This is a genomic window from Streptomyces flavalbus (genome assembly GCF_042674625.1).
GTDB lineage: Bacteria > Actinomycetota > Actinomycetes > Streptomycetales > Streptomycetaceae > Streptomyces > Streptomyces flavalbus.
Window position 1 is genome coordinate 3,062,929 of record NZ_JBHTEB010000001.1, and the last position, 23,034, is coordinate 3,085,962.

Annotated in this window: 27 protein-coding genes, 1 tRNA gene and 1 riboswitch; of the genes, 9 read left to right on the plus strand and 19 right to left on the minus strand. The window is 70.3% G+C overall.

The annotated features are described in order from the left end of the window. Positions 1-13 precede the first annotated feature (13 nt). The 3 genes from sugE to ACFQZ6_RS13660 all read right to left on the minus strand — a co-directional run bounded on the left by sugE (position 14) and on the right by ACFQZ6_RS13660 (position 1,237). The gene (gene sugE, locus ACFQZ6_RS13650) at positions 14-334 is read right to left on the minus strand and encodes a quaternary ammonium compound efflux SMR transporter SugE (protein ID WP_381608074.1); all 321 of its coding nucleotides are present in this window, start codon (positions 332-334) and stop codon (positions 14-16) included. A 35-nt stretch (positions 335-369) separates the two neighbouring features. Continuing rightward, positions 370-433: riboswitch (guanidine-III (ykkC-III) riboswitch) on the minus strand. Between the two features lie 67 nt (positions 434-500). Beyond that, on the minus strand, positions 501-860 hold the full coding sequence (locus ACFQZ6_RS13655; RefSeq protein WP_360212947.1) for a GroES family chaperonin: 360 nt from the start codon (positions 858-860) through the stop codon (positions 501-503). Positions 861-904: 44 nt separating this feature from the next. After that, on the minus strand, positions 905-1,237 hold the full coding sequence (locus ACFQZ6_RS13660; protein ID WP_381608077.1) for a DUF3618 domain-containing protein: 333 nt from the start codon (positions 1,235-1,237) through the stop codon (positions 905-907). A gap of 101 nt (positions 1,238-1,338) precedes the next feature. On the opposite strand from ACFQZ6_RS13660, the gene bcp reads away from it, so the two are divergent. From bcp to ACFQZ6_RS13675, 3 genes are all read left to right on the plus strand, one after another. Beyond that, positions 1,339-1,806 (plus strand): thioredoxin-dependent thiol peroxidase, encoded by a 468-nt coding sequence (gene bcp, locus ACFQZ6_RS13665; RefSeq protein WP_381608079.1) that lies wholly within the window; start codon positions 1,339-1,341, stop codon positions 1,804-1,806. 157 nt (positions 1,807-1,963) lie between these two features. Further along, positions 1,964-2,626 carry an HNH endonuclease signature motif containing protein gene (locus ACFQZ6_RS13670; protein WP_381608081.1) on the plus strand — a complete coding sequence of 221 codons (663 nt, stop codon included), beginning with the start codon at positions 1,964-1,966 and terminating at the stop codon, positions 2,624-2,626. 684 nt (positions 2,627-3,310) lie between these two features. Next, positions 3,311-3,394 (plus strand) — tRNA-Leu (locus tag ACFQZ6_RS13675). Between the two features lie 54 nt (positions 3,395-3,448). Here the strand turns inward: ACFQZ6_RS13675 and rdgB are convergent. The 4 genes from rdgB to ACFQZ6_RS13695 all read right to left on the minus strand — a co-directional run bounded on the left by rdgB (position 3,449) and on the right by ACFQZ6_RS13695 (position 5,714). Further along, complete coding sequence (gene rdgB, locus ACFQZ6_RS13680; RefSeq protein WP_381608083.1) at positions 3,449-4,051, minus strand: RdgB/HAM1 family non-canonical purine NTP pyrophosphatase; 603 nt, start codon at positions 4,049-4,051, stop codon at positions 3,449-3,451. Between the two features lie 49 nt (positions 4,052-4,100). Then, on the minus strand, positions 4,101-4,502 hold the full coding sequence (locus ACFQZ6_RS13685; RefSeq protein WP_381608085.1) for a hypothetical protein: 402 nt from the start codon (positions 4,500-4,502) through the stop codon (positions 4,101-4,103). Positions 4,503-4,644: 142 nt separating this feature from the next. Then, on the minus strand, positions 4,645-5,382 hold the full coding sequence (gene rph, locus ACFQZ6_RS13690) for a ribonuclease PH (RefSeq protein ID WP_381608087.1): 738 nt from the start codon (positions 5,380-5,382) through the stop codon (positions 4,645-4,647). An 83-nt stretch (positions 5,383-5,465) separates the two neighbouring features. Then, a complete protein-coding gene (locus ACFQZ6_RS13695; RefSeq protein ID WP_381618300.1) occupies positions 5,466-5,714 on the minus strand; it encodes a glucose PTS transporter subunit EIIB in 249 nt (82 codons plus the stop codon). 173 nt (positions 5,715-5,887) lie between these two features. On the opposite strand from ACFQZ6_RS13695, the gene ACFQZ6_RS13700 reads away from it, so the two are divergent. Both ACFQZ6_RS13700 and ACFQZ6_RS13705 read left to right on the plus strand, forming a co-directional pair. Further along, positions 5,888-7,177 (plus strand): PTS transporter subunit EIIC, encoded by a 1,290-nt coding sequence (locus tag ACFQZ6_RS13700; protein WP_381608089.1) that lies wholly within the window; start codon positions 5,888-5,890, stop codon positions 7,175-7,177. A 125-nt stretch (positions 7,178-7,302) separates the two neighbouring features. Continuing rightward, positions 7,303-8,550, plus strand: a complete 1,248-nt coding sequence (locus tag ACFQZ6_RS13705) for a PTS transporter subunit EIIC (RefSeq protein WP_381608091.1) — start codon at positions 7,303-7,305, stop codon at positions 8,548-8,550. A gap of 61 nt (positions 8,551-8,611) precedes the next feature. Here the strand turns inward: ACFQZ6_RS13705 and ACFQZ6_RS13710 are convergent, their stop codons facing one another. After that, the gene (locus ACFQZ6_RS13710; RefSeq protein WP_381608093.1) at positions 8,612-9,364 is read right to left on the minus strand and encodes an MBL fold metallo-hydrolase; all 753 of its coding nucleotides are present in this window, start codon (positions 9,362-9,364) and stop codon (positions 8,612-8,614) included. A 205-nt stretch (positions 9,365-9,569) separates the two neighbouring features. Between ACFQZ6_RS13710 and ACFQZ6_RS13715 the strand changes: the two genes are divergently transcribed. Beyond that, entirely contained in the window at positions 9,570-10,016 is a 447-nt protein-coding gene (locus ACFQZ6_RS13715) for a type II toxin-antitoxin system PemK/MazF family toxin (RefSeq protein ID WP_381608095.1), read from the plus strand. 25 nt (positions 10,017-10,041) lie between these two features. On the opposite strand, the gene ACFQZ6_RS13720 is transcribed toward ACFQZ6_RS13715, so the two are convergent. The 7 genes from ACFQZ6_RS13720 to clpS form a co-directional block, all read right to left on the minus strand. Continuing rightward, positions 10,042-10,992 carry a PLP-dependent cysteine synthase family protein gene (locus ACFQZ6_RS13720; protein ID WP_381608097.1) on the minus strand — a complete coding sequence of 317 codons (951 nt, stop codon included), beginning with the start codon at positions 10,990-10,992 and terminating at the stop codon, positions 10,042-10,044. A 6-nt stretch (positions 10,993-10,998) separates the two neighbouring features. After that, positions 10,999-11,277: a MoaD/ThiS family protein gene (locus ACFQZ6_RS13725; RefSeq protein ID WP_381608099.1), complete on the minus strand. Its 279-nt coding sequence runs from the start codon at positions 11,275-11,277 to the stop codon at positions 10,999-11,001. Between the two features lie 97 nt (positions 11,278-11,374). Continuing rightward, complete coding sequence (locus tag ACFQZ6_RS13730) at positions 11,375-11,473, minus strand: putative leader peptide (protein WP_360212919.1); 99 nt, start codon at positions 11,471-11,473, stop codon at positions 11,375-11,377. An 89-nt stretch (positions 11,474-11,562) separates the two neighbouring features. Continuing rightward, positions 11,563-11,985 (minus strand): Mov34/MPN/PAD-1 family protein, encoded by a 423-nt coding sequence (locus ACFQZ6_RS13735; protein WP_381608101.1) that lies wholly within the window; start codon positions 11,983-11,985, stop codon positions 11,563-11,565. An 81-nt stretch (positions 11,986-12,066) separates the two neighbouring features. After that, positions 12,067-13,605 carry an alanine/glycine:cation symporter family protein gene (locus ACFQZ6_RS13740; protein ID WP_381608103.1) on the minus strand — a complete coding sequence of 513 codons (1,539 nt, stop codon included), beginning with the start codon at positions 13,603-13,605 and terminating at the stop codon, positions 12,067-12,069. A 371-nt stretch (positions 13,606-13,976) separates the two neighbouring features. After that, positions 13,977-14,582 (minus strand): DUF2017 domain-containing protein, encoded by a 606-nt coding sequence (locus ACFQZ6_RS13745; protein WP_381608105.1) that lies wholly within the window; start codon positions 14,580-14,582, stop codon positions 13,977-13,979. A 31-nt stretch (positions 14,583-14,613) separates the two neighbouring features. After that, positions 14,614-14,979 carry an ATP-dependent Clp protease adapter ClpS gene (clpS, locus tag ACFQZ6_RS13750; protein WP_381608107.1) on the minus strand — a complete coding sequence of 122 codons (366 nt, stop codon included), beginning with the start codon at positions 14,977-14,979 and terminating at the stop codon, positions 14,614-14,616. A gap of 8 nt (positions 14,980-14,987) precedes the next feature. On the opposite strand from clpS, the gene ACFQZ6_RS13755 reads away from it, so the two are divergent. Next, positions 14,988-16,334, plus strand: coding sequence for a nicotinate phosphoribosyltransferase (locus tag ACFQZ6_RS13755; protein ID WP_381608110.1), 1,347 nt, complete (start codon positions 14,988-14,990; stop codon positions 16,332-16,334). A gap of 166 nt (positions 16,335-16,500) precedes the next feature. Then, a complete protein-coding gene (locus ACFQZ6_RS13760; RefSeq protein ID WP_381608112.1) occupies positions 16,501-17,088 on the plus strand; it encodes an isochorismatase family protein in 588 nt (195 codons plus the stop codon). A 31-nt stretch (positions 17,089-17,119) separates the two neighbouring features. On the opposite strand, the gene ACFQZ6_RS13765 is transcribed toward ACFQZ6_RS13760, so the two are convergent. After that, positions 17,120-17,461, minus strand: a complete 342-nt coding sequence (locus ACFQZ6_RS13765) for a hypothetical protein (protein ID WP_381608114.1) — start codon at positions 17,459-17,461, stop codon at positions 17,120-17,122. A gap of 121 nt (positions 17,462-17,582) precedes the next feature. After that, a complete protein-coding gene (locus tag ACFQZ6_RS13770) occupies positions 17,583-19,925 on the minus strand; it encodes an immune inhibitor A domain-containing protein (RefSeq protein WP_381608116.1) in 2,343 nt (780 codons plus the stop codon). A gap of 413 nt (positions 19,926-20,338) precedes the next feature. On the opposite strand from ACFQZ6_RS13770, the gene ACFQZ6_RS13775 reads away from it, so the two are divergent. Further along, the gene (locus ACFQZ6_RS13775; protein WP_381608118.1) at positions 20,339-20,617 is read left to right on the plus strand and encodes a hypothetical protein; all 279 of its coding nucleotides are present in this window, start codon (positions 20,339-20,341) and stop codon (positions 20,615-20,617) included. Between the two features lie 34 nt (positions 20,618-20,651). On the opposite strand, the gene ACFQZ6_RS13780 is transcribed toward ACFQZ6_RS13775, so the two are convergent. Together ACFQZ6_RS13780 and ACFQZ6_RS13785 are read right to left on the minus strand one after the other, a co-directional pair. Continuing rightward, a complete protein-coding gene (locus ACFQZ6_RS13780; protein ID WP_381608120.1) occupies positions 20,652-21,329 on the minus strand; it encodes an RDD family protein in 678 nt (225 codons plus the stop codon). Positions 21,330-21,418: 89 nt separating this feature from the next. After that, complete coding sequence (locus ACFQZ6_RS13785; protein ID WP_381608122.1) at positions 21,419-22,828, minus strand: RDD family protein; 1,410 nt, start codon at positions 22,826-22,828, stop codon at positions 21,419-21,421. Positions 22,829-23,034 lie beyond the last annotated feature (206 nt).

Here is a 23,034-nt window from a genome sequence, read left to right on the forward strand (position 1 = left end):
CGGCGTGGCGCCCTCAGTGCCCGGAGGTGGCCTTCAAGCCCACGACGGCGACGAGCAGCAGGCAGACGAAGAAGATCCGGGCGGCGGTGGCGGGCTCCCCGAGCACCACCATCCCGAGCACCGCCGACCCGGCGGCCCCGATGCCCACCCACACGCCGTAGGCGGTGCCGATCGGCAGCGACTTGGCGGCGTACGACAGCAGCACCATGCTGGCGACGATCCCGGCTCCGGTGAACAGGCTGGGGACGAGGCGAGTGAACCCCTCGGTGTACTTCATCCCGATCGACCAGCCGACTTCGAGCAGACCGGCGACGACGAGCAGAACCCAGGCCATGACGGGCACCTCCGAGACGAGGACGGCAACGGAAAGGTGCGTCGTCTTTGCCTTGGACCCGGTACGGCGCGTCTCGTCGGGCTGCCCCCAACGCTAACAAACGGCATGAACCGGGCGCGAGAAGGGCCGGTGACGACGGTCACCGGCCCTTCTCGGTCGGATGTCCCTACAGGTACAGCCCCGTGGAGTCCTCCGACCCCTCGAAGCGGTCGGCGGCCACGGCGTGCAGGTCCCGCTCGCGCATCAGCACGTACGGCACCCCCCGCACCTCGACCTCCGCGCGGTCCTCGGGGTCGTACAGCACCCGGTCGCCGGGCTCCACGGTGCGCACGTTCTGCCCCACGGCGACGACCTCGGCCCAGGCCAGCCGACGGCCGACGGCGGCCGTGGCGGGGATCAGGATGCCGCCGCCGGAACGCCGCTCGCCCTCGCTGGTGTCCTGCCGCACGAGCACGCGGTCGTGCAGCATCCGGATGGGCAGCTTGTCGTGCTGGGGGGTGCTGGAGTCGTTTCTCTTGGCGCTCACGCCTTCGAACCTACCTGCCTGAGCCGCGTTCGTACCGGTCGGGGTCAGCGCTTGCGGCGCCGGGAGCCGCCGACGACGAGCAGTCCGACGACGCCCACGGCGACCAGCGCGACGGGCAGCACCCGCTCCATGCGGGGGGCGCCGTCCTCGTCGACGAACTGCGCGCGCACCTCGCTCACCACCCGGTTGACCTGGACGTAGGCCCGGCCGAGGGTGCGGTCGATGTCGGAGGCGACCTTCGCCTTCGCGTCGCCCACGAGGGTCTTCGGATGCACCCGCACCCCGATCTCGTCGAGCGTCTCGGCCAGTACCGCGCGGCGGCGCTTGATGTCCGCCTCGATCTGGGCCGGGGTTCTGGTGTCCGACGTCTCCGCCACCGTGCCGCCTCCGAAGTCAGCTGTGTCTGCCGTTGTGCTGCGGACAGTCTGTCAGTTCCGGTGCCGACCGCGTTGTCAGCACCCCCGGTTACGCTGGTCCGATGAGCGAGCGACTCCAGCCGGGGGACGTGGCCCCCGCCTTCACCCTCCCCGACGCCGACGGCACCGAGGTGTCCCTGGCCGACCACAAGGGCCGCAAGGTCATCGTGTACTTCTACCCGGCCGCCCTGACGCCCGGATGCACCAAGCAGGCGTGCGACTTCACGGACAACCTCGACGTCCTGGCGAGCGCCGGGTACGACGTGATCGGCGTCTCCCCGGACAAGCCCGAGAAGCTGGCGAAGTTCCGCGACAAGGAGTCCCTGAAGGTCACCCTCGTCGGCGACCCGGAGAAGAAGGTCCTGGAGGCGTACGGCGCCTACGGCGAGAAGAAGCTGTACGGCAAGACGGTCGTCGGCGTGATCCGCTCCACGGTGATCGTCGACGAGGAGGGCAAGGTCGAACGCGCCCTCTACAACGTCAAGGCCACCGGCCACGTCGCCAAGATCATCAAGGACCTGGGGATCTGAGCCGCCTGCCCCAGCTCACCGGAGGCGGCCCGTGACCGGCACACCACCCGGTACGGGCCACTCCACTTCCCGCGCGTGACCGCCCCACGCCCCGTTCGTTGATCCTTGCGGGTCACGAACACATGGCCGAGACGGAGTGAGGGGAACTGGGGGCACGGTGAAGACCAGCGCGTACACCAGGGAGCGGCTGGAAGAGGCGGCGCGGGGCGCTCGGACGTTGTCGGAGGCGCTGAGGGAGTTGGGGGTGGATCCGGAGAGTCCGACGCGGCACTACGTCCGAGTGCGGATGACGAAGCTCGGCGTGGACGTCTCCCACTTCGAGCGCGAGGGGGTCAAGTGGACGAGGGAGATCCTTCAAGCCGCGGTGTCGGCCTCGACGAACATGTGTGAGGTGTTGCGCAGCCTCGGGGTGGACGTCGTAGGTGGTCAGCACACGCACATCAGCCGCCGAATCCAGGCTTACGGCATCGACACCTCGCACTTCACCACCACGGTCCGCACCGCGAACATGCGGGACAACCGGCGCCGTCGCAGCCCGGAAGAGATCCTCAAGGAGAACCCGTCGGCGCACGCACGGCGCACACCAAGCAACCGGCTCAAGAGGGCGATACTCGAACTCGGCGTCGAGGAACAGTGTGCCCTGTGCGGCATTCGGGCAGTCTGGCTGGGAGAACCACTGCCGCTTGAGGTCGACCACATCGACGGCAACTGGCGGAACAACCGGATCCAGAACCTGCGGTTGCTGTGCCCCAACTGCCACTCCACGACGGACACCTACCGCGGCCGTGGTCTGATGCGCCCGCAGGCTGGCGCCCGATGAGCGGCACGGTTCGGTACACCCGCGAGCGCATGGCCGAAGCCGCCGCTCACTGCTCCGATATCGACGAGGTCATCGCCTTCTTCGGCACCCGGCCGTACGAGAACCTCCGGCGATACCTGTACCGGCGCTTTGAGCGGTTCGGCATGGATGTCTCACACTTCCACCATCGCGGAAGGCTTACCAGGCGTCGCACAAGACCCCCCGGCGAGGAGCTGAGCACGGCAGTCGCGCAGTCGGTCTCCATCGCTGAGGTGTTGGACCGCCTCGGCCGCCCCGACAACGGCAGCCAGCGCGCGATGGTGCGTGAGTGGATCGCTGAGGAGAACCTCCACACGGCGCACTTTCTGGGTCAGGCGCATCGGCGTGGGAAGCCGAGCACGAACCCCGTCAAGCGGCCGGAAGACATCCTGATCCGGCACGACGGCAAGCGCCGGACGGGTACTCCGCAGCTCCGTAGGGCGCTCCGCGAGATCGGCGTACCCGAACAGTGCGCCAGGTGCGGCACCGGTCCGGTATGGCTCGGTCGACCGATGACGCTGGAGGTCGATCACATCAACGGGAACTGGCACGACGACCGGCGGGAGAACCTGCGGTTGCTGTGCCCGAACTGTCATGCCATCACGAGTACCGGTGCAGAGGAGGGAAGAGACAGCAAGCGCCTCCCGGTACGATGGCAGGCAGCGAGCGGCGGTGGTGCAACGGTTGACACAGCAGGTTTAGGTCCTGTGGCCCTGATAGGGCTTGAGGGTTCGAATCCCTTCCGCCGCACATGGACGACCTGCGGACCGGAGACTCGATCCGCAGGTCGTTCCCGTGTCAGCCTCAGCCCAACAGCTCCCGTACCACCGGCACCAGTGCGCGGAACGCCTTGCCGCGGTGGCTGATCGCGTTCTTCTCCTCGGGGGTCAGTTCCGCGCAGGTGCGCCTCTCCCCCTCGGGCTGGAGGATCGGGTCGTAGCCGAAGCCGCCCGTGCCCTTGGGCTCGTGGCGCAGGACGCCCCGCAACTGTCCCTCGACCACCCGCTCGGTGCCGTCCGGCAGGGCGAGGGCGGCGGCGCAGGCGAAGTGGGCGCCGCGGTGCTCCTCCGCGATGTCGGAGAGCTGGGCCAGCAGCAGGTTCAGGTTGGCCTCGTCGTCGCCGTGGCGGCCCGCCCAGCGGGCGGAGAAGATGCCGGGGGCGCCGTTCAGGACGTCCACGCAGAGCCCGGAGTCGTCGGCGACGGCGGGCAGACCGGTGGCCTGGGCGAGGGCGTGCGCCTTCAGCAGCGCGTTCTCGGCGAAGGTGACGCCGGTCTCCTTGACGTCGGGGATCTCGGGGTAGGCGTCCGCGCCGACGAGTTCGTGGGGCAGTCCGGCGTCCGCGAGGATCGCCCTCAGCTCCGTGATCTTGCCGGCGTTGCGGGTGGCGAGGATGAGGCGGGTCATGGGCCCAGTATTACGGGGGCGCCGACCGGCGCCCCCGGCCGACCCGGCCCTACGGCGTGCAGACCTTCGTCAGTTCGCCCGCCGCGTCCGTCACCCCGCTGATGTCCGGCGTCGGGTCGCCGTTCTCCACCGCGTTGGTGACCTCGACCAGGGCCTCCCGCATGTCCTGGGTGGCCTTGTCGAGGTCCGCGTCGCCGGTCTCGCTGTCTATCCGGTCCAGGCTGTCCCCGACCGCGTCGACTGCCTCCCGGGTCTGCCCGGGGTCGTCGGCCGCGCTGTCCACCGCCTGCTGGAGGTCGGTGACCGCGTCGGCCACGGCGTCGGCCGTCTCGACGCAGTCGAGCGCCTTGTTGACGGCGTCGCAGCCGGTGGTCAGCCCCACCGTGAGCGCGGCGGCGGCCACGGTGGCGGCGATGACGGTGCGGCTGCGCCGACGACGGCTCACGGCCATGGAACGGTCCTCCCTCGTACGGACCCGGCGGGCCCTGAACTCCTGGCCGGGCGCACAGGGATGAGCCGTGCGCCCGTATCTCTACGGACGCGACGGCGGGCGGCGCGGTTGCCCGCGCCGACCACCTGCCTTGGTACGCCCTTTACTTTTCCGGGACGGTACCAAGGGCCGCCCGCTGCGCCGCCGCCAGGTCCGCGCACCCGGCGACCGCGAGGTCCAGCAGGGCGTCGAGTTCGGAGCGGGCGAAGGGCTCGGCCTCGGCGGTGCCCTGCACCTCGACGAAGCGGCCGTCGCCCGTGCAGACGACGTTCATGTCGGTCTCGGCCTTGACGTCCTCCTCGTAGCAGAGGTCGAGGAGCGGGACGCCGCCGACGATGCCGACCGAGATGGCGCTGACGGTGCCGGTCAGGGGCTGCCGTGCGGGCTTGATGATCTTCTTGCCCTGGGCCCAGGACACGGCGTCGGCGAGGGCGACGTAGGAGCCGGTGATGGCGGCGGTGCGGGTGCCGCCGTCGGCCTGGAGGACGTCGCAGTCGAGGACGATGGTGTTCTCGCCGAGCGCCTTGTAGTCGATGACGGCGCGCAGCGAGCGCCCGATGAGGCGGCTGATCTCGTGCGTACGGCCGCCGATGCGGCCCTTGACGGACTCGCGGTCGCCGCGGGTGTTGGTGGAGCGGGGCAGCATCGCGTACTCGGCGGTGACCCAGCCCTCGCCGCTGCCCTTGCGCCAGCGCGGGACGCCCTCGGTGACGGAGGCGGTGCACAGCACCTTGGTGTCGCCGAAGGAGACGAGGACGGAGCCCTCGGCGTGCTTGCTCCAGCCGCGTTCGATGGTGACGGGGCGGAGTTGTTCGGGGGTGCGGCCGTCGATTCGTGACATGGGCTGAGCCTAGCCGCAGACGGGAGGGGCCCCTCCCGCGGCGGACGCGACGGGAGGGGCCCCTCACCGGGTGACCGGAACGGTCACATCATGTCTTCGATGTCCGCGGCGATCGGGTCGGCGTCGGTGCCGATGACGACCTGGATGGCGGTGCCCATCTTGACGACGCCGTGCGCCCCGGCGGCCTTCAGCGCGGTGTCGTCGACCAGCGCGGCGTCGCCCACCTCGACGCGCAGCCGCGTGATGCAGCCCTCGACCTCTTCGATGTTGTCGATGCCACCGAGCCCGGCAACGATCTTCTCAGCCTTGCTGGCCATGTCCTTCTCCCTGATCCGAACCGCGCTGTTGGTCGCGGTAGCCGCAGTAACCCACAGTTGGCCCAGCTTCGCGAGCGTTCGGGCCGTGGGGACCGCAGGATGACGTCACGGCGACATCCTCGTCCACCGACTGGTCTACACCACCTCGGAGACGGTCGCCAAACCGCTCGGAAGGACGCCCCACGCCCATGAGTGCCGACGCCGCCGCCCCCAGCCCCGCCCGCGCCCGCTGGAGCAGACTGTTCCAGGGCCTGCAGAAGATGGGCCGCTCGCTCCAACTACCCATCGCCGTGCTGCCCGCCGCGGGCATCCTCAACCGGCTCGGACAGCCCGACGTGTTCGGGGACGACGGGCTGGGCTGGACCGATGTCTCCAAGGTGATGGCGGGCGCGGGCGGCGCGCTGCTCGACAGTTCACTGGGGCTGCCGCTGCTGTTCTGCGTCGGCGTGGCGATCGGCATGGCGAAGAAGGCCGACGGTTCCACGGCGCTGGCGGCGGTGGCGGGGTTCCTCGTCTACTACAACGTGCTGCGGCAGTTCCCGGAGGACTGTCCGGTGGGCGCGAAGGTGGTGGACGCGGGGTGCCAGGCGGCGGACGGCACGGTGTCGGCGTTCACGTACCAGAACCCCGGGGTGTTCGGCGGCATCGTGATGGGGCTGCTGGCGGCCTACTTCTGGGCCCGCTTCCACCGCACCAAGCTGGTGGACTGGCTGGGCTTCTTCAACGGCCGCCGCCTGGTGCCGATCATCATGGCGTTCGTGGCGATCGCGTTCGCCGCGCTCTGCCTGTGGATCTGGCCGCCGATCGGTGACGCGCTGGAGAGCTTCAGCGACTGGATGAGCGACCTGGGTGCCTGGGGCGCGGGCGTCTTCGGCGTCGCCAACCGGGCGCTGCTGGTGATCGGGCTGCACCAGTTCCTCAACGTGCCCATCTGGTTCCAGTTCGGCACGTACACCACGCCGGACGGCGACGTGGTGCACGGCGACATCAACATGTTCCTCGCCGGGGACCCGGACGCGGGCCAGTTCACCTCCGGGTTCTTCCCGATCATGATGTTCGCGCTGCCCGCCGCCGCGCTCGCCATCACGCACTGCGCCAAGCCGCACCGGCGCAAGGAGGTCGGCGGTCTGATGCTGTCGGTGGCGCTGACGTCGTTCGTCACCGGCATCACCGAGCCGATCGAGTACTCGTTCCTGTTCATCGCCCCGCTGCTGTACGCGGTGCACGCGCTGCTGACCGGGGTGTCGATGGCGGTGACCTGGGGGCTCGGGGTGCACGACGGGTTCAGCTTCTCCGCCGGGCTCATCGACTACATCATCAACTGGAACCTGGCGACGAGACCGTGGGCGATCATCCCGATCGGGCTGTGCTTCGCCGTCGTCTACTACGCGGTCTTCCGCTTCGCGATCACGCGGTTCGACCTCAAGACACCGGGCAGGGAGCCGGAGGAGGAGGTGGAGGACGTCACCAAGGTCTGACCCACCGGCGCATCACCTACATCACACATAACGTACGGGAATCACGGGTTCCTTATCTCTCCTTCATCGTGCTAGAACAGGTCTACACCACTGAGTGGTGTAGACCACCACCCGATGGAGGAAGTATGAGCACCGCCACCGATTCGGCGGCCCCCGCAAAGAAGCGGGGATCCGGTCTTTTCCAGGGCTTGCAGAAGGTCGGCCGCAGCCTTCAGCTCCCGATCGCCGTCCTCCCGGCGGCGGGCATCCTGCTGCGCCTCGGTCAGACCGACGTCCAGGACAAGCTGAACCTCCCCGACAAGGTCACCGCGGTGTTCGCCACGGCGGGCGGCGCGATCTTCGACAACCTGCCGATGCTGTTCTGCATCGGTGTCGCCATCGGCTTCGCCAAGAAGGCCGACGGCTCCACGGCGCTGGCCGCCCTGGTCGGGTTCCTGGTCTACAGCAACGTGCTGAAGGCGTTCCCGGTCACCGAGGCCCAGGTCCAGAAGGGCGCGGACATAGCCGCGACCTACAACAACCCCGGTGTCCTCGGCGGCATCATCATGGGTCTGCTCTCGGCGGTCCTGTGGCAGCGGTACCACCGCAAGAAGCTGGTGGACTGGCTGGGCTTCTTCAACGGCCGCCGTCTGGTGCCGATCATCATGGCCTTCGTGGGCACCGCCATGGGCGTCTTCTTCGGCCTGGTCTGGGAGCCGATCGGTGAGGGCATCTCGGACGTCGGCGAGTGGATCACCGGCCTGGGCGCCGCGGGCGCCGGTCTGTTCGGCCTGATCAACCGCGCGCTGATCCCGATCGGTATGCACCAGTTCGTCAACACCGTCTCCTGGTTCCAGATCGGTGACTTCACCAACGCCGCGGGCGAGGTCGTGCACGGTGACCTGAACCGCTTCTTCGCCGGTGACCCGGACGCCGGTCAGTTCATGTCGGGCTTCTTCCCGATCATGATGTTCGGCCTCCCCGCCGCCGCCATCGCCATCGCGCACGCCGCCCGCCCGGAGCGCCGCAAGGCCGTGATGGGCATGATGATCTCGCTGGCGCTGACCTCCTTCGTGACCGGTGTGACCGAGCCGATCGAGTTCTCGTTCATGTTCATCGCCCCGCTGCTGTACGTGATCCACGCGGTGCTCACCGCCCTGTCCATGGCGATCACCTGGGCGCTCGGGGTCCACGCGGGCTTCACCTTCTCCGCGGGTGCCATCGACTACGGCCTCAACTGGAACCTCGCGACGAAGCCCTGGCTGATCATCCCGATCGGTCTGGTCTTCGCGGCGATCTACTACGTGGTCTTCCGCTTCGCCATCGTCAAGTTCAACCTCCCCACCCCGGGCCGCGAGCCCGAGGAGGAGGTCGAGGACATCACGAAGGCGTGAGTCCCGGCCGCACGGCATGACGAAGGCCCCGGTACCGCATCGGTACCGGGGCCTTCGTCCGTCAGATCTCGTACGACACCCCAGCCGCCGCCAGTTCCACCGGACCGTCGTACACCGCGCGGGCGTCGGTCAGGTTGAGCTGGGGGTCGGTCCACGGGGGGATGTGGGTGAGGAGCAGGCGGCGGGCGCCCGCGCGGGACGCCGTCTCGCCCGCCTCCCGGCCGTTGAGGTGGAGGTCGGGGATGTCCTCCTTGCCGTGGGTGAAGGCGGCCTCGCAGAGGAACAGGTCGGTGTCCCGGGCCAGGTCGTCCAGGGCCGGGGTGACGCCCGTGTCGCCGGAGTACGTCAGGGACCTGCCCGCGTGCTCGACGCGGATGCCGTACGCCTCGACGGGGTGGGCGACGCGCTCGGTGTGCACGGTGAAAGGGCCGATGTCGAAGGTGGAGGGCTTGACCGTGTGGAAGTCGAAGACCTCGCTCATCGACGAGGCGGTGGGGGTGTCGGCGTAGGCGGTGGTCAGGCGGTGTTCGGTGCCCTCGGGGCCGTAGACCGGGATCGGAGCGCAGCGTCCGCCGTCGTGCCGGTAGTAACGCGCCACGAAGTACGCGCACATGTCGATGCAGTGGTCGGCGTGCAGATGGCTCAGGAAGATCGCGTCGAGGTCGTAGAGACCGCAGTGGCGCTGCAACTCGCCCAGGGCGCCGTTGCCCATGTCGAGGAGCAGCCGGAAGCCGTCGGCCTCGACGAGGTAGCTCGAACAGGCCGATTCCGCGGACGGGAACGACCCCGAGCAGCCGACGACGGTGAGCTTCATGAAGCAGAAACCTCCGCTGGCGGATGGAGAGAAACGGGGGTCGTGCGGTCCGTCGAGCGTAAGGCGCAAAACGTCCGGTCGCTCCTCCGCCAAGGGCTGTTGTGGGCGAACTCACCTGTGGTGTCACCGGTTCGGCTGGACGTGGGGCGTGTGAGACGGAGCAAGGGGCGCGCGAGGAGAGTCGTACGCCGGTACCGTCTGCGGTATGGACACGTCCTGGTGGCTGGCGCTCGCGGCGGTGGTGCTGCTCGCGCTGGTCGCCACGCTCGTCGACGGGTGGGGGCGCGGGCACGCGCCGCGGACGACCCGCAGGGACCGGCGTACCGGAGAGGCACCCAAGACGCTGCCGCGGCCCGCGGAGATCTGGTGGGCGAACGTGCCCTACGAGGACGGGCCGGGCGCGAAGGACCGGCCCTGTCTGGTGCTGAGCGTGCGGGGGCGGCACGCCACCGTCGTCAAGATCACCAGCCGGTACCACGACGAACGGGCCGGGGTGATCCCGCTGCCGCCGGGCACCGTCGGGGACACCCGGGGGCGGCCGAGCTTCCTGGAGACGGACGAGCTGCGGAAGGTGCCGGTGGGTGACTTCCGGCGCCGGGCGGGGGTCGTGGACCCGGTCCTGTGGGACCAGGTCCGTCACCTCGCGACGTGAGGCGTCACGCCCAGAGCTGGCCGCGTCACGCCCAGAGCTGGCCCTGGAGCGTCTCGATGGCCTCCTCCGTGGTGGCCGCGGTGTAGACGCCGGTGGAGAGGTACTTCCAGCCGCCGTCCGCCACGACGAACACGATGTCGGCGCTCTCGCCCGCCTTGACGGCCTTCTTGCCGACGCCGATCGCGGCGTGCAGCGCGGCACCGGTGGAGACGCCCGCGAAGATGCCCTCCTGCTGGAGGAGTTCCCGGGTGCGGGTGACCGCGTCGGCGGAGCCGACCGAGAAGCGGGTGGTGAGGACGGAGGCGTCGTACAGCTCGGGGACGAAGCCCTCGTCGAGGTTGCGCAGGCCGTACACGAGGTCGTCGTAGCGCGGTTCGGCGGCGACGATCTTGACGTCCGGCTTCTGCTCGCGCAGGAAGCGGCCGACGCCCATCAGGGTGCCCGTGGTGCCGAGGCCCGCGACGAAGTGGGTGATGGAGGGCAGGTCGGCGAGGATCTCGGGGCCGGTGGTGGCGTAGTGGGCGCCCGCGTTGTCCGGGTTGCCGTACTGGTAGAGCATCACCCAGTCCGGGTGCTCCGCGGACAGCTCCTTGGCGACGCGTACGGCGGTGTTGGAGCCGCCCGCCGCCGGGGACGAGATGATCTCGGCGCCCCACATGGCGAGCAGGTCACGCCGTTCCTGCGAGGTGTTCTCCGGCATCACGCAGACGATCCGGTAGCCCTTGAGCTTGGCGGCCATGGCCAGCGAGATGCCGGTGTTGCCGCTGGTGGGTTCGAGGATCGTGCAGCCGGGGGTGAGGCGGCCGTCCTTCTCCGCCTGTTCGATCATGTGCAGGGCGGGGCGGTCCTTGACCGAGCCGGTGGGGTTGCGGTCCTCCAGCTTGGCCCAGATCCGGACGTCGGCGGACGGCGACAGCCGCGGCAGGCGCACCAGGGGGGTGTTGCCGACCGCGGCCAGCGGGGAGTCGTAGCGCATCGCGGGTCAGGCCATGCCACCGGCGACGGCCGGCAGGATCGTGACGTTGTCGCCGTCGGTGAGCTTGGTGTTGATGCCGTCGAGGAAGCGGACGTCCTCGTCGTTCAGGTAGACGTTGACGAAGCGGCGCAGCTCTCCGCCGTCCACCAGGCGGTCCTGGATGCCCGCGTGCCGGGACTCCAGGTCGGTGAACAGGTCGGCGAGGGTGTCCCCGGACCCCTCCACCGCCTTCTGGCCGTCGGTGTACGGGCGGAGGATGGTCGGGATGCGGACCTCGATGGCCATGTCAAAGGGCTCCTGTCGAAGGAAGGGGTCTGGTGGGAGGGCGCACGCACACAGGGGCGCGCGCCGCGGCACACGGCCGTACGGCGGAAGCGCAGTTTCAACAGATGGCGCTGGCGAGCCTGCACAGATCGACGTGCAGCCGCGCCACGAGCAGCGGGGTGCCCGGCGTCTTGTCGCTCACGTCGAAGAGAACCATGGGCTCATCGTATCGATTCCCGGTCCGGGTCCTGGAATGTGATCTCGCATCGTGGATGGTTTCCGCCCGCATCGCGGGCACCTCTGCCGTCAGTAGGCGTCCACGATCTTCACTTCCTCCTCCGTGACCTCGCCCTCGACGATCCGGAACGAGCGGAACTGGAAGTCGCCGAGGCCGTCGGTGTCGGCGGTGGAGACCAGGACGTAGTGGGCGCCGGGCTCGTTGGCGTAGGAGATGTCCGTGCGGGAGGGGTACGCCTCGGTCGCGGTGTGGGAGTGGTAGATGATCACCGGCTCCTCGTCGCGGTCGTCCAGCTCGCGGTAGAGCTTGAGCAGGTCCTGGGAGTCGAACTCGTAGAACGTGGGCGAGCGGGCGGCGTTCAGCATGGGGATGAAGCGCTCGGGGCGGCCCTCGCCCACGGGTCCGGCGACCACGCCGCACGCCTCGTCGGGGTGGTCCGCGCGGGCGTGGGCGACGATCTGGTCGTGCAGGGCCTGGGTGATGGTCAGCATGGTGGCCAGGATAAGCAGTAGGGCCGCCCCGTACCGAAGGGTGGTACGGGGCGGCCCGGATGCCGGACAAGACTCCTGGGATCAGAGCGTCTTGGCGGTCTCCAGGTCCTCGTCGCCGCGGTCGGCGGCGGTCAGACCGGCCTTGCGGTCGCGGACCCAGTCCAGGAAGGACTTCAGCTCGCGCTTGACGACGGGGGCCAGCAGGTAGAGGCCGATGATGTTGAACACCGACAGCAGGAACAGCGCCGAGTCGGCGAGGCTGATCAGCGAGTCCAGGGTGAGCAGCGAGCCCGCGATGACGAACACGCTCCAGGTGGCCTTGAAGACGGTCTCGCTGGTCTTGCTCTTGCCGAACAGGTACGACCATGCCTTGAGGCCGTAGTAGCCCCAGGTCAGGATCGTGGAGAAGGCGAACAGCAGCACCGCGATGGTCAGCAGGTTCGGGAACCAGGGCAGCACGGTCTCGAAGGCGTCGGAGGTGATGGTGACACCGCCGATGCTCTCGCCCGCGCGGGCCTCGGCCCAGCTCGCCGGGTTGGCGATGACGATGGTCAGCGCGGTCATGGTGCAGATGACGACCGTGTCGATGAACGGCTCCAGCAGGGCGACCAGGCCCTCGGAGGCGGGGTGCTTGGTCTTCACCGCGGAGTGCGCGATCGGCGCGGAGCCGAGACCGGCCTCGTTGGAGAACGCGGCGCGCTGGAAGCCGACGATCAGGGCACCGATCACACCGCCCGCGACGCCGTCCGCCTCGAAGGCGCCGGAGAGGATGGTCTGGAAGGCGTCCGGCACGGCGGTGACGTTGGTCAGGATGACGACCAGGCAGGCCACGATGTAGAGGGCGGCCATGGCCGGGACCAGGCGGCTGGTGACGGAGGCGATGGAGCGGATGCCGCCGAGCAGCACCAGGCCGACCAGCGCGGCGACGACCAGGCCGAAGAGCACGGCACCGGCGGAGGAGGCCAGGAAGCCGTCCTCGCCGCCGAACTGGGAGGAGAGCTGCGCGTAGGACTGGTTGGCCTGGAGCAGGTTGCCGCCGAACAGGCCGAAGAACAGGATCATGATCGAGGCGAGCACGGCGAGCACCTTGCCGAGCTTGGCGCCGTTCGCGCCGAAGCGCTCGGCGAGGCCCTTGGGCAGGTAGTGCATCGGGCCGCCGGAGACGGTGCCGTCGGCGTGCTCCTCGCGGTACTTCACACCGAGGGTGACCTCGACGAACTTGGTGGCCATGCCGAGCAGGCCGCACAGGATCATCCAGAAGGTGGCACCGGCGCCGCCGATGGAGACGGCGACCGCCACACCGGCGATGTTGCCGAGGCCGACGGTGCCGGAGACGGCGGCGGTGAGCGCCTGGAAGTGGTTGACCTCACCGGCTGCGCCCTCCTCGTCGTACTTCCCGCGGACGGTGTCGAGGGCGAGCTTGAACTTGCGGAACTGGAGCAGGCCGAACCAGCTCGTGAAGACCAGACCGGCGATCACCAGCCAGGCGACGATCAGCGGGAGGTCGGTGTCGCCGACGGGGACGGTGTAGAAGACGACGTCCGCGACATGGTCGGCGACGGGTTCGAAGAAGTCGCTGACGGCGTCGTCGATGGACGTGGTGATGGAATCGAGTGACATCGAGTTACCTCGGTGGCGCAGGGGACGTGCTGGCGGGGTGTACGCGCAGCAGCGGCGGTGTGAGCGGTCTGTGAAGCGAACGCCGTTGTCCGTTCGGCGACGGTGGAGTGGTGTCTGAGCCCGCGGACCCGGGCCGGTACTACTCCTGTCGTGCGCGCCGGTGTGGTGACCGGCCGTCCGTCGCGGCGAGGGGTGGGGCCGAAACGGAGTTGCAGATTCTTACCACGCCGTTAACCCACGCTTACGTGGCGCATGTCACACAAAACCGCCCCCGGGGCACAAAACCCCAGGGGCGGTGACTGGATCGTTATGCGGATTTGAGCGTCCGCTGAGCGAACACTTCCTGGTACAAACCGGGCGTAACGTTGTGGCTACGGCATGAGGGTGTTCACCAGGGTCTCCTGGAGGCCCCCGAGCCACAGGTACGCCATCACCATCGGCTTGCGCGGGTCCTCGTCCGGGAGCCGGTACAGGAGGTCGGTGTCCTCCTCGTCGGTGATGTCGAGCCGGGAGCCGATCGCCAGGCGCAGGTCGTTCAGCGCGCCGAGCCACTGCCGGGAGTCGTCGGCGGTCAGCTTGAGGACCGCCCCGCCCTCCCCGGCGGCGGACAGCTCGTCCAGGGAGTGGATGACCGCGAGGGCGTTGTCGCGCTTGCCCGCCCTGAGGTCGTTCTCGGTGTAGCGGCGGAACTCCGAGGAGTACGCCCGCAGCTCCTCGGTGCGCTCGGCCGACTCCGCGGCGCCCTCCGGGTCGTCGTAGGCGTCCGGGAAGAGCCTTCTGAGCACCGGGTCGGCGGGCGGCTCGCTGGGCCCCTCGGCGAAGAGTTCGGCGAGCGGGTCGTCGGAGGCGTCCTCGGCGGGGCCTGGGCCGATCAGCTCCAGCAACTGCACCGCGAGCGAGCGGATGATGGAGATCTCGACGTCGTCGAGCGCGACGGCCGCGCCGCCGCCGGGAAGCGGTTCGAAGTGTCCGGGCATGGGTCTCTTCGTCGGTGGCGGTGGGCGCTGGCTACTTGCGGTCGTGCTGGAGCGTGGCCCACAGGCCGTAGCCGTGCATGGCCTGGACGTCGCGTTCCATCTCCTCGCGGGTGCCGCTGGAGACGACCGCGCGGCCCTTGTGGTGGACGTCCAGCATGAGCTTGGTGGCCTTGTCCTTGGAGTAGCCGAAGTACGTCTGGAAGACGTACGTCACATAGCTCATGAGGTTGACCGGGTCGTTGTGCACGATGGTGACCCAGGGGACGTCCGGCTCGGGCACGGCGGAGACCTGCTCCGCCGACTCGGTGCGTTCGATCTCGATGGGAGCGGCTGACGTCACATGACCATGCTGCCACGCCCGCCATAAATCGTCACACTGACGAAATGGGGGTACCATCGCTTGCCATGAACACAGCGGACCTTGGTTTGCCGGTGGACGTCCCCTCGACGGCCCTGTTCACCGACCAGTACGAGCTGACGATGCTCCAGGCCGCCATGAAGGCGGGCACCGCCGGGCGGCGCTCGGTCTTCGAGGTCTTCACCCGCCGCCTGCCCAGCGGGCGCCGCTACGGCGTCGTCGCGGGCACCGGCCGGGTCCTGGACGCCGTGGAGAACTTCCGCTTCGACGCGGACGTGCTGGCCTTCCTGCGCGAGCGCGGCGTCGTCGACGAGGAGACCCTCGCCTGGCTCGCCGACTACCGCTTCTCCGGCGACGTCTGGGGCTACCCCGAGGGCGAGGTGTACTTTCCCGGCTCGCCGATCCTGCGGGTGGAGGGCAGCTTCGCCGAGTGCGTGCTGCTGGAGACGGTGATCCTGTCCATCCTCAACCACGACTCCGCGATCGCCGCCGCGGCCTCCCGGATGGCGTCCGCCGCCGGGGACCGGCCGCTGATCGAGATGGGCGCCCGGCGCACCCACGAACTCGCCGCGGTCGCCGCCGCCCGCGCCGCCTACGTCGGCGGCTTCGCCTCCACCTCCGACCTCGCCGCGGGCTTCCGCTACGGCATCCCCACCGTCGGCACCTCCGCGCACGCCTTCACCCTGCTGCACGACCGGGAGCGGGACGCCTTCCGCGCCCAGGTGGAGTCCATGGGCCGGGGCACCACCCTGCTCGTCGACACCTACGACGTCACCGAGGCCGTCCGTACGGCGGTGGAGGTCGCCGGGCCCGGCCTGGGCGCGGTGCGCATCGACTCCGGCGACCTGCTGCTGGTGGCGCACCGGGTACGGCAGCAGCTCGACGAGCTGGGCGCCACCGGTACGAGGATCATCGTCACCTCCGACCTCGACGAGTACGCCATCGCCTCGCTGGCGGCGGCGCCGGTGGACGCGTACGGCGTCGGCACCCAACTGGTGACCGGCTCCGGGCACCCGACCTGCTCGATGGTGTACAAGCTGGTCGCCCGCGCCGAGTCCGCCGACCCGGCCGCGCCGCTGGTGCCGGTCGCGAAGAAGACCACCGGCGGCAAGACGTCCATCGGCGGCCGCAAGTGGGCCGCGCGGCGGGTGGACGCCGACGGGGTCGCGGAGGCCGAGGTGATCGGGACCGGCGCGGTGCCGGACGAGCTGGCCGACCGGGCGCTGCTGGTGGAGCTGGTCAAGGGCGGCGAGGTCGTCGCCCGGGAGCCGCTGGACGCCCCGCGCGAGCGCCACATCGCCGCCCGCGCGGGCCTGCCGCTGTCCGCGACCCAGCTCTCGCGCGGCGAACCGGTCATCCCGACGGAGTACGTCCCGGGGCTCACCGGGGCATGACCGGCGAGAACGCGGCGGTGGGGTACCCGGGGCGTACGACCAGTGCGCCCTGCCGCGCCCCCTCCCGCCGTCACCGGGAAGTCTCTAGGCTCGGAGGTTCACCACCGGCCCCGGGCCCGCACCCCACAGCCCCCTCCCCCGACCCCATAGCCGAAGGACACCGACCATGCGCCGCGCCTTGATCGTCGTCGATGTGCAGAACGACTTCTGCGAGGGGGGCAGCCTCCCCGTGGCCGGGGGAGCCGACGTGGCCGCCGCGATCACCGAGCTGATCGGGCAGGCCCCCGCCGGGTACCGGCACGTCGTGGCCACCCGGGACCACCACATCGCGCCCGGCGGCCACTTCGCCGACCGGCCCGACTTCGTGCACTCCTGGCCCGCGCACTGCGTCGCCGGGACGGAAGGGGTGGGCTTCCACCCCAACTTCGCCCCGGCGGTCGCCTCCGGCGCGGTCGACGCCGTCTTCGACAAGGGCGCCTACGCCGCCGCGTACAGCGGCTTCGAGGGCGTCGACGAGAACGGCGTGCCGCTCGCCGACTGGCTGCGCGCCCGCGAGGTCGACGAGGTCGACGTGGTCGGCATCGCCACCGACCACTGCGTGCGCGCCACCGCCCTGGACGCCGCCCGCGAGGGCTTCCGCACCCACGTCCTGCTCGACCTCACCGCGGGCGTGGCCGCGGAGACCACGGACCGCGCCCTGGAGGAACTACGGGACGCGGGCGTGGAACTCTCCGGCAAGCCGGTCGTCGCCTGAGCGGCGGGGCAGGCGCCGCCCCGCCCCCGGCCTACGCCGGTGCCGCCGGGCGGCGTAGCAGGGCGCGGATGGGGTGCCACAGTTCCATCGGGCCGAGGCCGCTGGCCGCGGGGGCCGTGCGCCATATCAGGCCGTCGGGATGGTGCAGGACGGCGGTGATCTCGTCCGGCGTCGGCGGGGCGGCGTTGCCCCGCAGGTAGACGGCGCGCAGCCCCAGGTTGCGCAGCCTGGTCAGGGCGCGCGCCCTGTTCTGGGCGTGAACGAGGACCCGTACCCCGCCCGGGGCGGTCGGGCCGTCGGCGGTGGGGCTGGGCAGGTTCAGCGCCACCACCACCGTGCCGTTCGGCAGCTTGCAGAAACCTCCTGCGGCCATACAGTCACACCCCCGTGCGAGCCGGTGTCAATAAGTCAGTCACAGGACGCACCTAAACACGATCGGCGGCAACCCGCCAAGGGGCTGCCGCCGATACGTGCCTGACCTGCGAAAACGCCGACTACTTGGTGGCCGCGCCCACCATCACCGTGATCGTCGAGCCGCTCAGCGGCTGGTCCACGATCATGATCTTGGTGTTGGTGTCAGTGATCTTGACACCGGCACGCGGGTTGGACGCGTCGTAGTAGGTGCTCTTGTGGTCGTTGAAGACCGGAACACCGGGCTGCGACTTCACGGTGGTCGCCACGTCCGCCTTGTGCAGCGTCAAACCGTCCGTGCGGTACCAGCTGAAGGGCGAGTCGTACGTCTGGATGCGGTTGCGCATCAGCGTGCCGTCGGACCACTTCAGCGCGGTCGGGTGGGAGTCGACCGGCAGGACCAGACCGGTGCCGGGGTGCTGGCTGGTGTTGTTGTCCTGCTGCGAGGTGTCCCACTTCCAGATCAGCAGACCGTCCTGGTACGGGAAGTGCTCCACCCAGTCCGGACGGGTGGTCGAGAAGCCGAAGTTGTACGGGCCGACCTTGAGGGTCTTGTCGTACGACACGTACTGGCGGTTCTCGGCGATGTAGTACTGCGCGTAGTCCTTGGTGAAGGAACCGCCCACCCGCGAGAAGCCGTTGGCGGTCCAGGCCGCGTCCGCGCTCTCCGCGTTGTCGGTGAACAGCGCCTGGCCGTCCGCGGTGAGCGTGATGCGGTCGGCGGTGAAGCCCTTCAGGGACACGCCGCCGTCGGTGGCGTAGCGGAAGCGGACGTCGATCTTCTGACCGGCGTACGCGTCCAGCGGGTACGACAGCGCCTTGTGGGTGCCGGAGACACCGCTGAGGGCGGGCTGACCGCTGCCGTCACGGGCGATCGGCTGGCCGTCGGCGGTGCCGTCGATCGGCGTCCAGTTGGTGCCGCCGTCCGTCGAGACCTCGGTGTAGAGGTAGTCGTAGTCCTTCTCGATCTCCCACCAGCCGTCGAGCGTCAGCGCGGCCGACGTCTTGCCGGTGAGGTCGACGGAGCGGGCCAGCGTGGCGCGGCGGTCGTTGCTGCTGCCGCTCCACCACTGCGAGGCGCCCTCGGCCGGGGCGACGATCTCGGTGGTGACCGCCTTCTGCGGCAGCTCCACCACCAGCGCCTGCGGGTTCTTGGTGTTGTACTCCGCCACGCCCAGCTTGTGCAGGGAGGTGGTCGCGGCCTTCGCCACGTCGTAGTCGAGCCAGCCGAGCTGGAGCTTGTCCCAGGCGGTCATGTCGCCGGGCATGTCACCGATGGTGTCCTGGCCGGTGCCCAGCCACGAGCCGGACGACATCAGCGTCCAGAAGCCGGTGGAGTTCTCGCCGCCCGCGGTGTCGTAGTGGTCCGGCAGACCGAGGTCGTGGCCGTACTCGTGGGCGAAGACGCCGAGTCCGCCGTTCTCCGGCTGGATGGTGTAGTCGCCGACCCAGATGCCGCTGTCGCCGATCTGGGTGCCGCCGAGCTTGTTGCCCTCGGGGCCGGTGGCACCCGCGTCGGTGCCGAACGCGTACCAGCGGTGCGCCCAGATGGCGTCCTCGCCCTGCGCGCCGCCGCCCGCGGACTCGTCCTCACCGGCGTGCACGATCTGGAAGTGGTCGATGTAGCCGTCGGCCTCGTTGAAGTCGCCGTCGCCGTCGTGGTCGTAGCGGTCCCACTGGTCGTACTCGGCGAGCTGGGCGCTGATCTCGGCGGTGGTCTTCCCGGCCGCCTTCTGGTCGTCGACCCAGGCGTTGACGCCGTCCTGCACCGCGTACCAGGCGCAGTTGTCGGGGTCGCAGGCGTTGGAGCCGTAGCGGGCCTCGTTGTAGGGCACCTTGACCCAGTCGGAGACCTCGCCGTCCACGGAGTAGCGGCCCGAGGACTGCTTCTCGTAGTACGTCTTCATCGAGCCGACGCCGTCACCGAAGTACAGGTCCTGGAAGTGCTCGCGGTTGTAGTCCGCCTGCCAGGCCGTGCTGTTGTCCTTGGTGCGGTCCGGCTCGGCTATCTGGTTGTGCAGCGGGCCGGGCGTGCCGCCGTAGCGCGGGTCGGTCTGGTCGCCGAACTCGACGAGGATCGTGAAGATCTTGTCGGTCTTCTCGCGGCCCAGCTCCACGTACTTGCTGTCGCCCCGCTTGCCGTCCAGCCGGACGACCTTGGAGCCGTTGCGCTCCTTGACCTCGGCCTTGCCGGATATGACCTGCTTGAGGGCTTCCTCGCGCTGGGCCTCCTGGGTCTTGCTGAGCGGCCCGTCGAAGTCGTGCTCCTTGGCGGACTTGCCCGACGCCGGGTCCTGCCGGTCGACGGCGGCGGGGCTGCCCGCCGGGTCCGCGTGGGCCACGGTGGCGGCCGAGAAGGTCGCGGTCGCCGCCGCGAAGGCCACCGCGGTCGCGGTCGCTCTGAACGTCCAGGGTCTACTGGTCACTTGAGATCCTCCCCCGCGTCCGCGGGCGCGGCCGGGGGTCCTGGAGAGTCGAGGATTCCGCGCGCGCGTGGTTGACGCGTGTAGTCAAGTGACGACATTGGACTAGAGGTTACGCGGAAAAGACAGACCTTGACTTGAACAAGTCAATTGCACTATGCGGAGTGCACTCCTCGCTCAGCGGACGCCGTGCGGGGGTGATGACTCGATGCGCCCCCCGTGCACCGGCACTGTTGGTCAGGTCACGCTTACTCTTCGTTCCACTCGGGCACACAGCCGATTAGAGTCGCGTGGCGGAACGCCCGGAAGTCGGCGGAAAGCCAGGCCGACATCCTTGTCCCACCCCCCAATTGCATCCGCACCTCCCCCACAGCGAGAGGCACGGGGGGAGGCCCACCCCCGAGGACTCGATTGCCATGCCTCGTCCGACCGCCGCACAGCTCGCCTACGGTTCGTCCACCGTGATCCTGTCGACGCTCGCCATGCTGCTGCTGTCCCAGACGAGTTCGGCCGTGGTGATCGCGATCATCGCCGTGGCGGCCCTCGCGCTGGGGCTGCTGGTCGCCCTGACCCTTCCGACGCCGAAGCGGACGGTGGCGGTTCCCGCCGCCACGCCCCGCCGCGACGTCATACGGCACCGGGTGGGCGCGTCAGCGACCACGCCTGAGCCCGTGCGGGAGCCCACGGCGTCCTGAACCACGGCTCCACCTCCGGCCAAGGCCGTGGCGGTCAGCGGGTGCTGACCACCACGGTCTTGGCCGCCTTGTCGTGCAGGCCCTGCTTGTAGGGCCGGTCGAAGAAGCTCCAGCCGCCCGCGACCGCCGTCCACAGGCAGGCGCAGCAGAACGCGAACGGGATCCACAGCACGGCCGCCCGCATCAGGGAGGTCTGGGTGGAGGGCGTGTTGCCGTTGTCGAGGTTGGCCACGCGGAGTTTCAGCCACTTCTTGCCGAGCGTCTGCCCCGTCCTGGCGGTCATCAGGGTGTCGTACGCGATGTAGAGGACGGCGGCGACGATCGACTGCCCGAAGGTGCTCGCGGTCTCGAACTCGTCCGTGTCCACGTTGTACTCGCCGATGCCCAGCGGCCAGGTGACCAGCCAGACGACGAGGCCGACGAGGACCATGTCGATGAGCCGGGCGAGCACACGCCTGCCGCTGTCCGCGAGCGGCGGCATCCCGGCGAGCGGATCGGCCGGGTAGGGACCGCCACCGTAGGGCGGGGGTTGACCGCCACCGCCGTAGGGCGGCGGCTGGCCGCCTCCGTACGGCGGGGGCTGGCTGCCGGGGCCGCCCGGGGGCGGGGTGTCGTACGGCGAACCTGACCCCGGGCCGGGCGGCGGGGGCTGCTTCCTGAACGGGTCGTCGTCCGGTGGCTGTCCGGGGCCGGGAGGCGGTTCGGTACTCATGGCCCGAGTGCACCGCGAACCCCGACGCCCCGCATCCGGCGCGCGGCCGTCCGGAGTACCGGATCATCCGGGCCGGACGGCGTACCCGCTCATCCCGCGACGAACGTATGCGCGGCCTTGTCGTGCCAGCACTGCCGCCACGGCCGGTCGAACAGTCCCCATACGACGCCGATCAGCCCGAAGGCGAGCAGACCGGGCACGCTGTAGACGAGCCAGCGGCGCAGCGCCGCCCCGAACGAGGGGGGTTCGTGTGCCTCGATGTCCCGCACCTCGATGCGGAGCAGCCGCTTGCCCAGGGTGCGGCCCCACTTGGCGGTGGGCAGCGCCTCGAAGAGGACGCCCGCGACGAGCAGCACGGCGAGCACGATGCCGAGGTGGACCGAGGTCGTGCCGTCCAGCAGCCAGACGGTGACGGTCTCGCCGGAGAGCTTGGCCTCGTCGATCTTGCCCTGGATGTGGTCGGCGGCCCGGGTGCCGAGGGGGACGGCGGCCACGGCGGTGAGGCCGCCGACGACGAGGGTGTCGATCAGCCGCGCGGCCAGCCGCCTGCCCAACGGGGCGGGGCGCGCCGCCGCCTGGCGCCGGGCCGCCGCCTGGAAGACGTCGTCCACCGGGGGCTTCCAGGGCACCACCGGCGGTTCCTCGGCCGGGACGCCCGCCAGCCGGTGCACCTGCTGTGCCCAGGACGCCTGCCCGCCGCCGACCCCCGAGGTGACCGGGGCGGGCGCGGACGCCTGCTGCGGCACGCTCGCGGCGACACCGGGCTGCTGCTGCGGACCGGCGGGGGCGGAGGGGACGGAGGGGGCGGAGGGGACGGACGCGGCCGGGGGTGCGGAAGTTGCGGGTGCCGCAGGGGACGCCGGGGACTGGGACGCCGCGCGGTCGGCGGCGGCCTTGCCCGCGCCGAAGCCCGGGGGCGCCTGCGCGGGACCCGGAGACGCGGGCGCGGGGCCCGGCGAGGCGGGCGGTGTCGCGGCCGGTGCCGCCGCCGGACCCGGTCCCGCACCCGTCCCCGGTCGCTCGCCCGGCCGGGGCTTCACCGCCCGGAACGTCATCGTCCCCTCGTCCGCGCCCGGTTCGCGTGCCGCGCCCGGTGTGGGGCGGCGGAACACGAAGGTGCCGTCGGTGGTGGGGGCCGCGCCCGGGTCGGCGGGCGGGATCGTCGCCGTGCCGTCGGTGCGGGTGGCGGCGCCGTCCGGCGGGGTGGGGGCGTGCGGCACGCGCGGGTCGGGGCGCTGGGGCGGGGCCGCGTCCCGGGAGGCGGCGGACGGCGCCGGGTCCTCGTCGAAGAAGTGCGGGCCGGTCTCCTCGACCGAGGGCGGCGCGGGCTGCGCGCCGGGCGGCGGGGCGAGCGGCTCGCCGTCGGCGGGGGCCGGGCGGCTGGTGCCCGGTACCCAGGAGGCGCCGTTCCAGTACCGGACGTAGCCGGGGATGGAGGGGTCCGGGTAATAGCCTTCGCGGGGCCTGTCGTCGCCGGGTGCCGGGGTTGGGGCGCTCATGTCCGTCGTCCCGTATCTGCTCGGGGGTGGAGGGGGGCCTCCACATCTATCAGAACGGCACGGAACATACCGCCCGTCCCGCCGGACCCGCCCCTTTCGGGCACGGTTGTGCCCCGTGTCCGAACGCCGCCGGAGAAATTCTTCCCGAACCCGCGTAATGCCTGGCGCCCAGGCCCCTCTCCCCTCGTACGGGTGCGCAGCGGGCG

Bases quoted from the DNA above. Each gene is read 5' to 3' on its own strand.
- sugE (WP_381608074.1), bottom strand. From the start codon at position 334: ATGGCCTGGGTTCTGCTCGTCGTCGCCGGTCTGCTCGAAGTCGGCTGG.
- bcp (WP_381608079.1), top strand. From the start codon at position 1,339: ATGAGCGAGCGACTCCAGCCGGGGGACGTGGCCCCCGCCTTCACCCTC.
- rdgB (WP_381608083.1), bottom strand. From the start codon at position 4,051: ATGACCCGCCTCATCCTCGCCACCCGCAACGCCGGCAAGATCACGGAG.
- ACFQZ6_RS13685 (WP_381608085.1), bottom strand. From the start codon at position 4,502: ATGGCCGTGAGCCGTCGTCGGCGCAGCCGCACCGTCATCGCCGCCACC.
- rph (WP_381608087.1), bottom strand. From the start codon at position 5,382: ATGTCACGAATCGACGGCCGCACCCCCGAACAACTCCGCCCCGTCACC.
- ACFQZ6_RS13700 (WP_381608089.1), top strand. From the start codon at position 5,888: ATGAGTGCCGACGCCGCCGCCCCCAGCCCCGCCCGCGCCCGCTGGAGC.
- ACFQZ6_RS13705 (WP_381608091.1), top strand. From the start codon at position 7,303: ATGAGCACCGCCACCGATTCGGCGGCCCCCGCAAAGAAGCGGGGATCC.
- ACFQZ6_RS13710 (WP_381608093.1), bottom strand. From the start codon at position 9,364: ATGAAGCTCACCGTCGTCGGCTGCTCGGGGTCGTTCCCGTCCGCGGAA.
- ACFQZ6_RS13715 (WP_381608095.1), top strand. From the start codon at position 9,570: ATGGACACGTCCTGGTGGCTGGCGCTCGCGGCGGTGGTGCTGCTCGCG.
- ACFQZ6_RS13720 (WP_381608097.1), bottom strand. From the start codon at position 10,992: ATGCGCTACGACTCCCCGCTGGCCGCGGTCGGCAACACCCCCCTGGTG.
- ACFQZ6_RS13725 (WP_381608099.1), bottom strand. From the start codon at position 11,277: ATGGCCATCGAGGTCCGCATCCCGACCATCCTCCGCCCGTACACCGAC.
- ACFQZ6_RS13730 (WP_360212919.1), bottom strand. From the start codon at position 11,473: ATGGTTCTCTTCGACGTGAGCGACAAGACGCCGGGCACCCCGCTGCTC.
- ACFQZ6_RS13735 (WP_381608101.1), bottom strand. From the start codon at position 11,985: ATGCTGACCATCACCCAGGCCCTGCACGACCAGATCGTCGCCCACGCC.
- ACFQZ6_RS13740 (WP_381608103.1), bottom strand. From the start codon at position 13,605: ATGTCACTCGATTCCATCACCACGTCCATCGACGACGCCGTCAGCGAC.
- ACFQZ6_RS13745 (WP_381608105.1), bottom strand. From the start codon at position 14,582: ATGCCCGGACACTTCGAACCGCTTCCCGGCGGCGGCGCGGCCGTCGCG.
- clpS (WP_381608107.1), bottom strand. From the start codon at position 14,979: ATGGTACCCCCATTTCGTCAGTGTGACGATTTATGGCGGGCGTGGCAG.
- ACFQZ6_RS13755 (WP_381608110.1), top strand. From the start codon at position 14,988: ATGAACACAGCGGACCTTGGTTTGCCGGTGGACGTCCCCTCGACGGCC.
- ACFQZ6_RS13760 (WP_381608112.1), top strand. From the start codon at position 16,501: ATGCGCCGCGCCTTGATCGTCGTCGATGTGCAGAACGACTTCTGCGAG.
- ACFQZ6_RS13765 (WP_381608114.1), bottom strand. From the start codon at position 17,461: ATGGCCGCAGGAGGTTTCTGCAAGCTGCCGAACGGCACGGTGGTGGTG.
- ACFQZ6_RS13775 (WP_381608118.1), top strand. From the start codon at position 20,339: ATGCCTCGTCCGACCGCCGCACAGCTCGCCTACGGTTCGTCCACCGTG.
- ACFQZ6_RS13780 (WP_381608120.1), bottom strand. From the start codon at position 21,329: ATGAGTACCGAACCGCCTCCCGGCCCCGGACAGCCACCGGACGACGAC.
- ACFQZ6_RS13785 (WP_381608122.1), bottom strand. From the start codon at position 22,828: ATGAGCGCCCCAACCCCGGCACCCGGCGACGACAGGCCCCGCGAAGGC.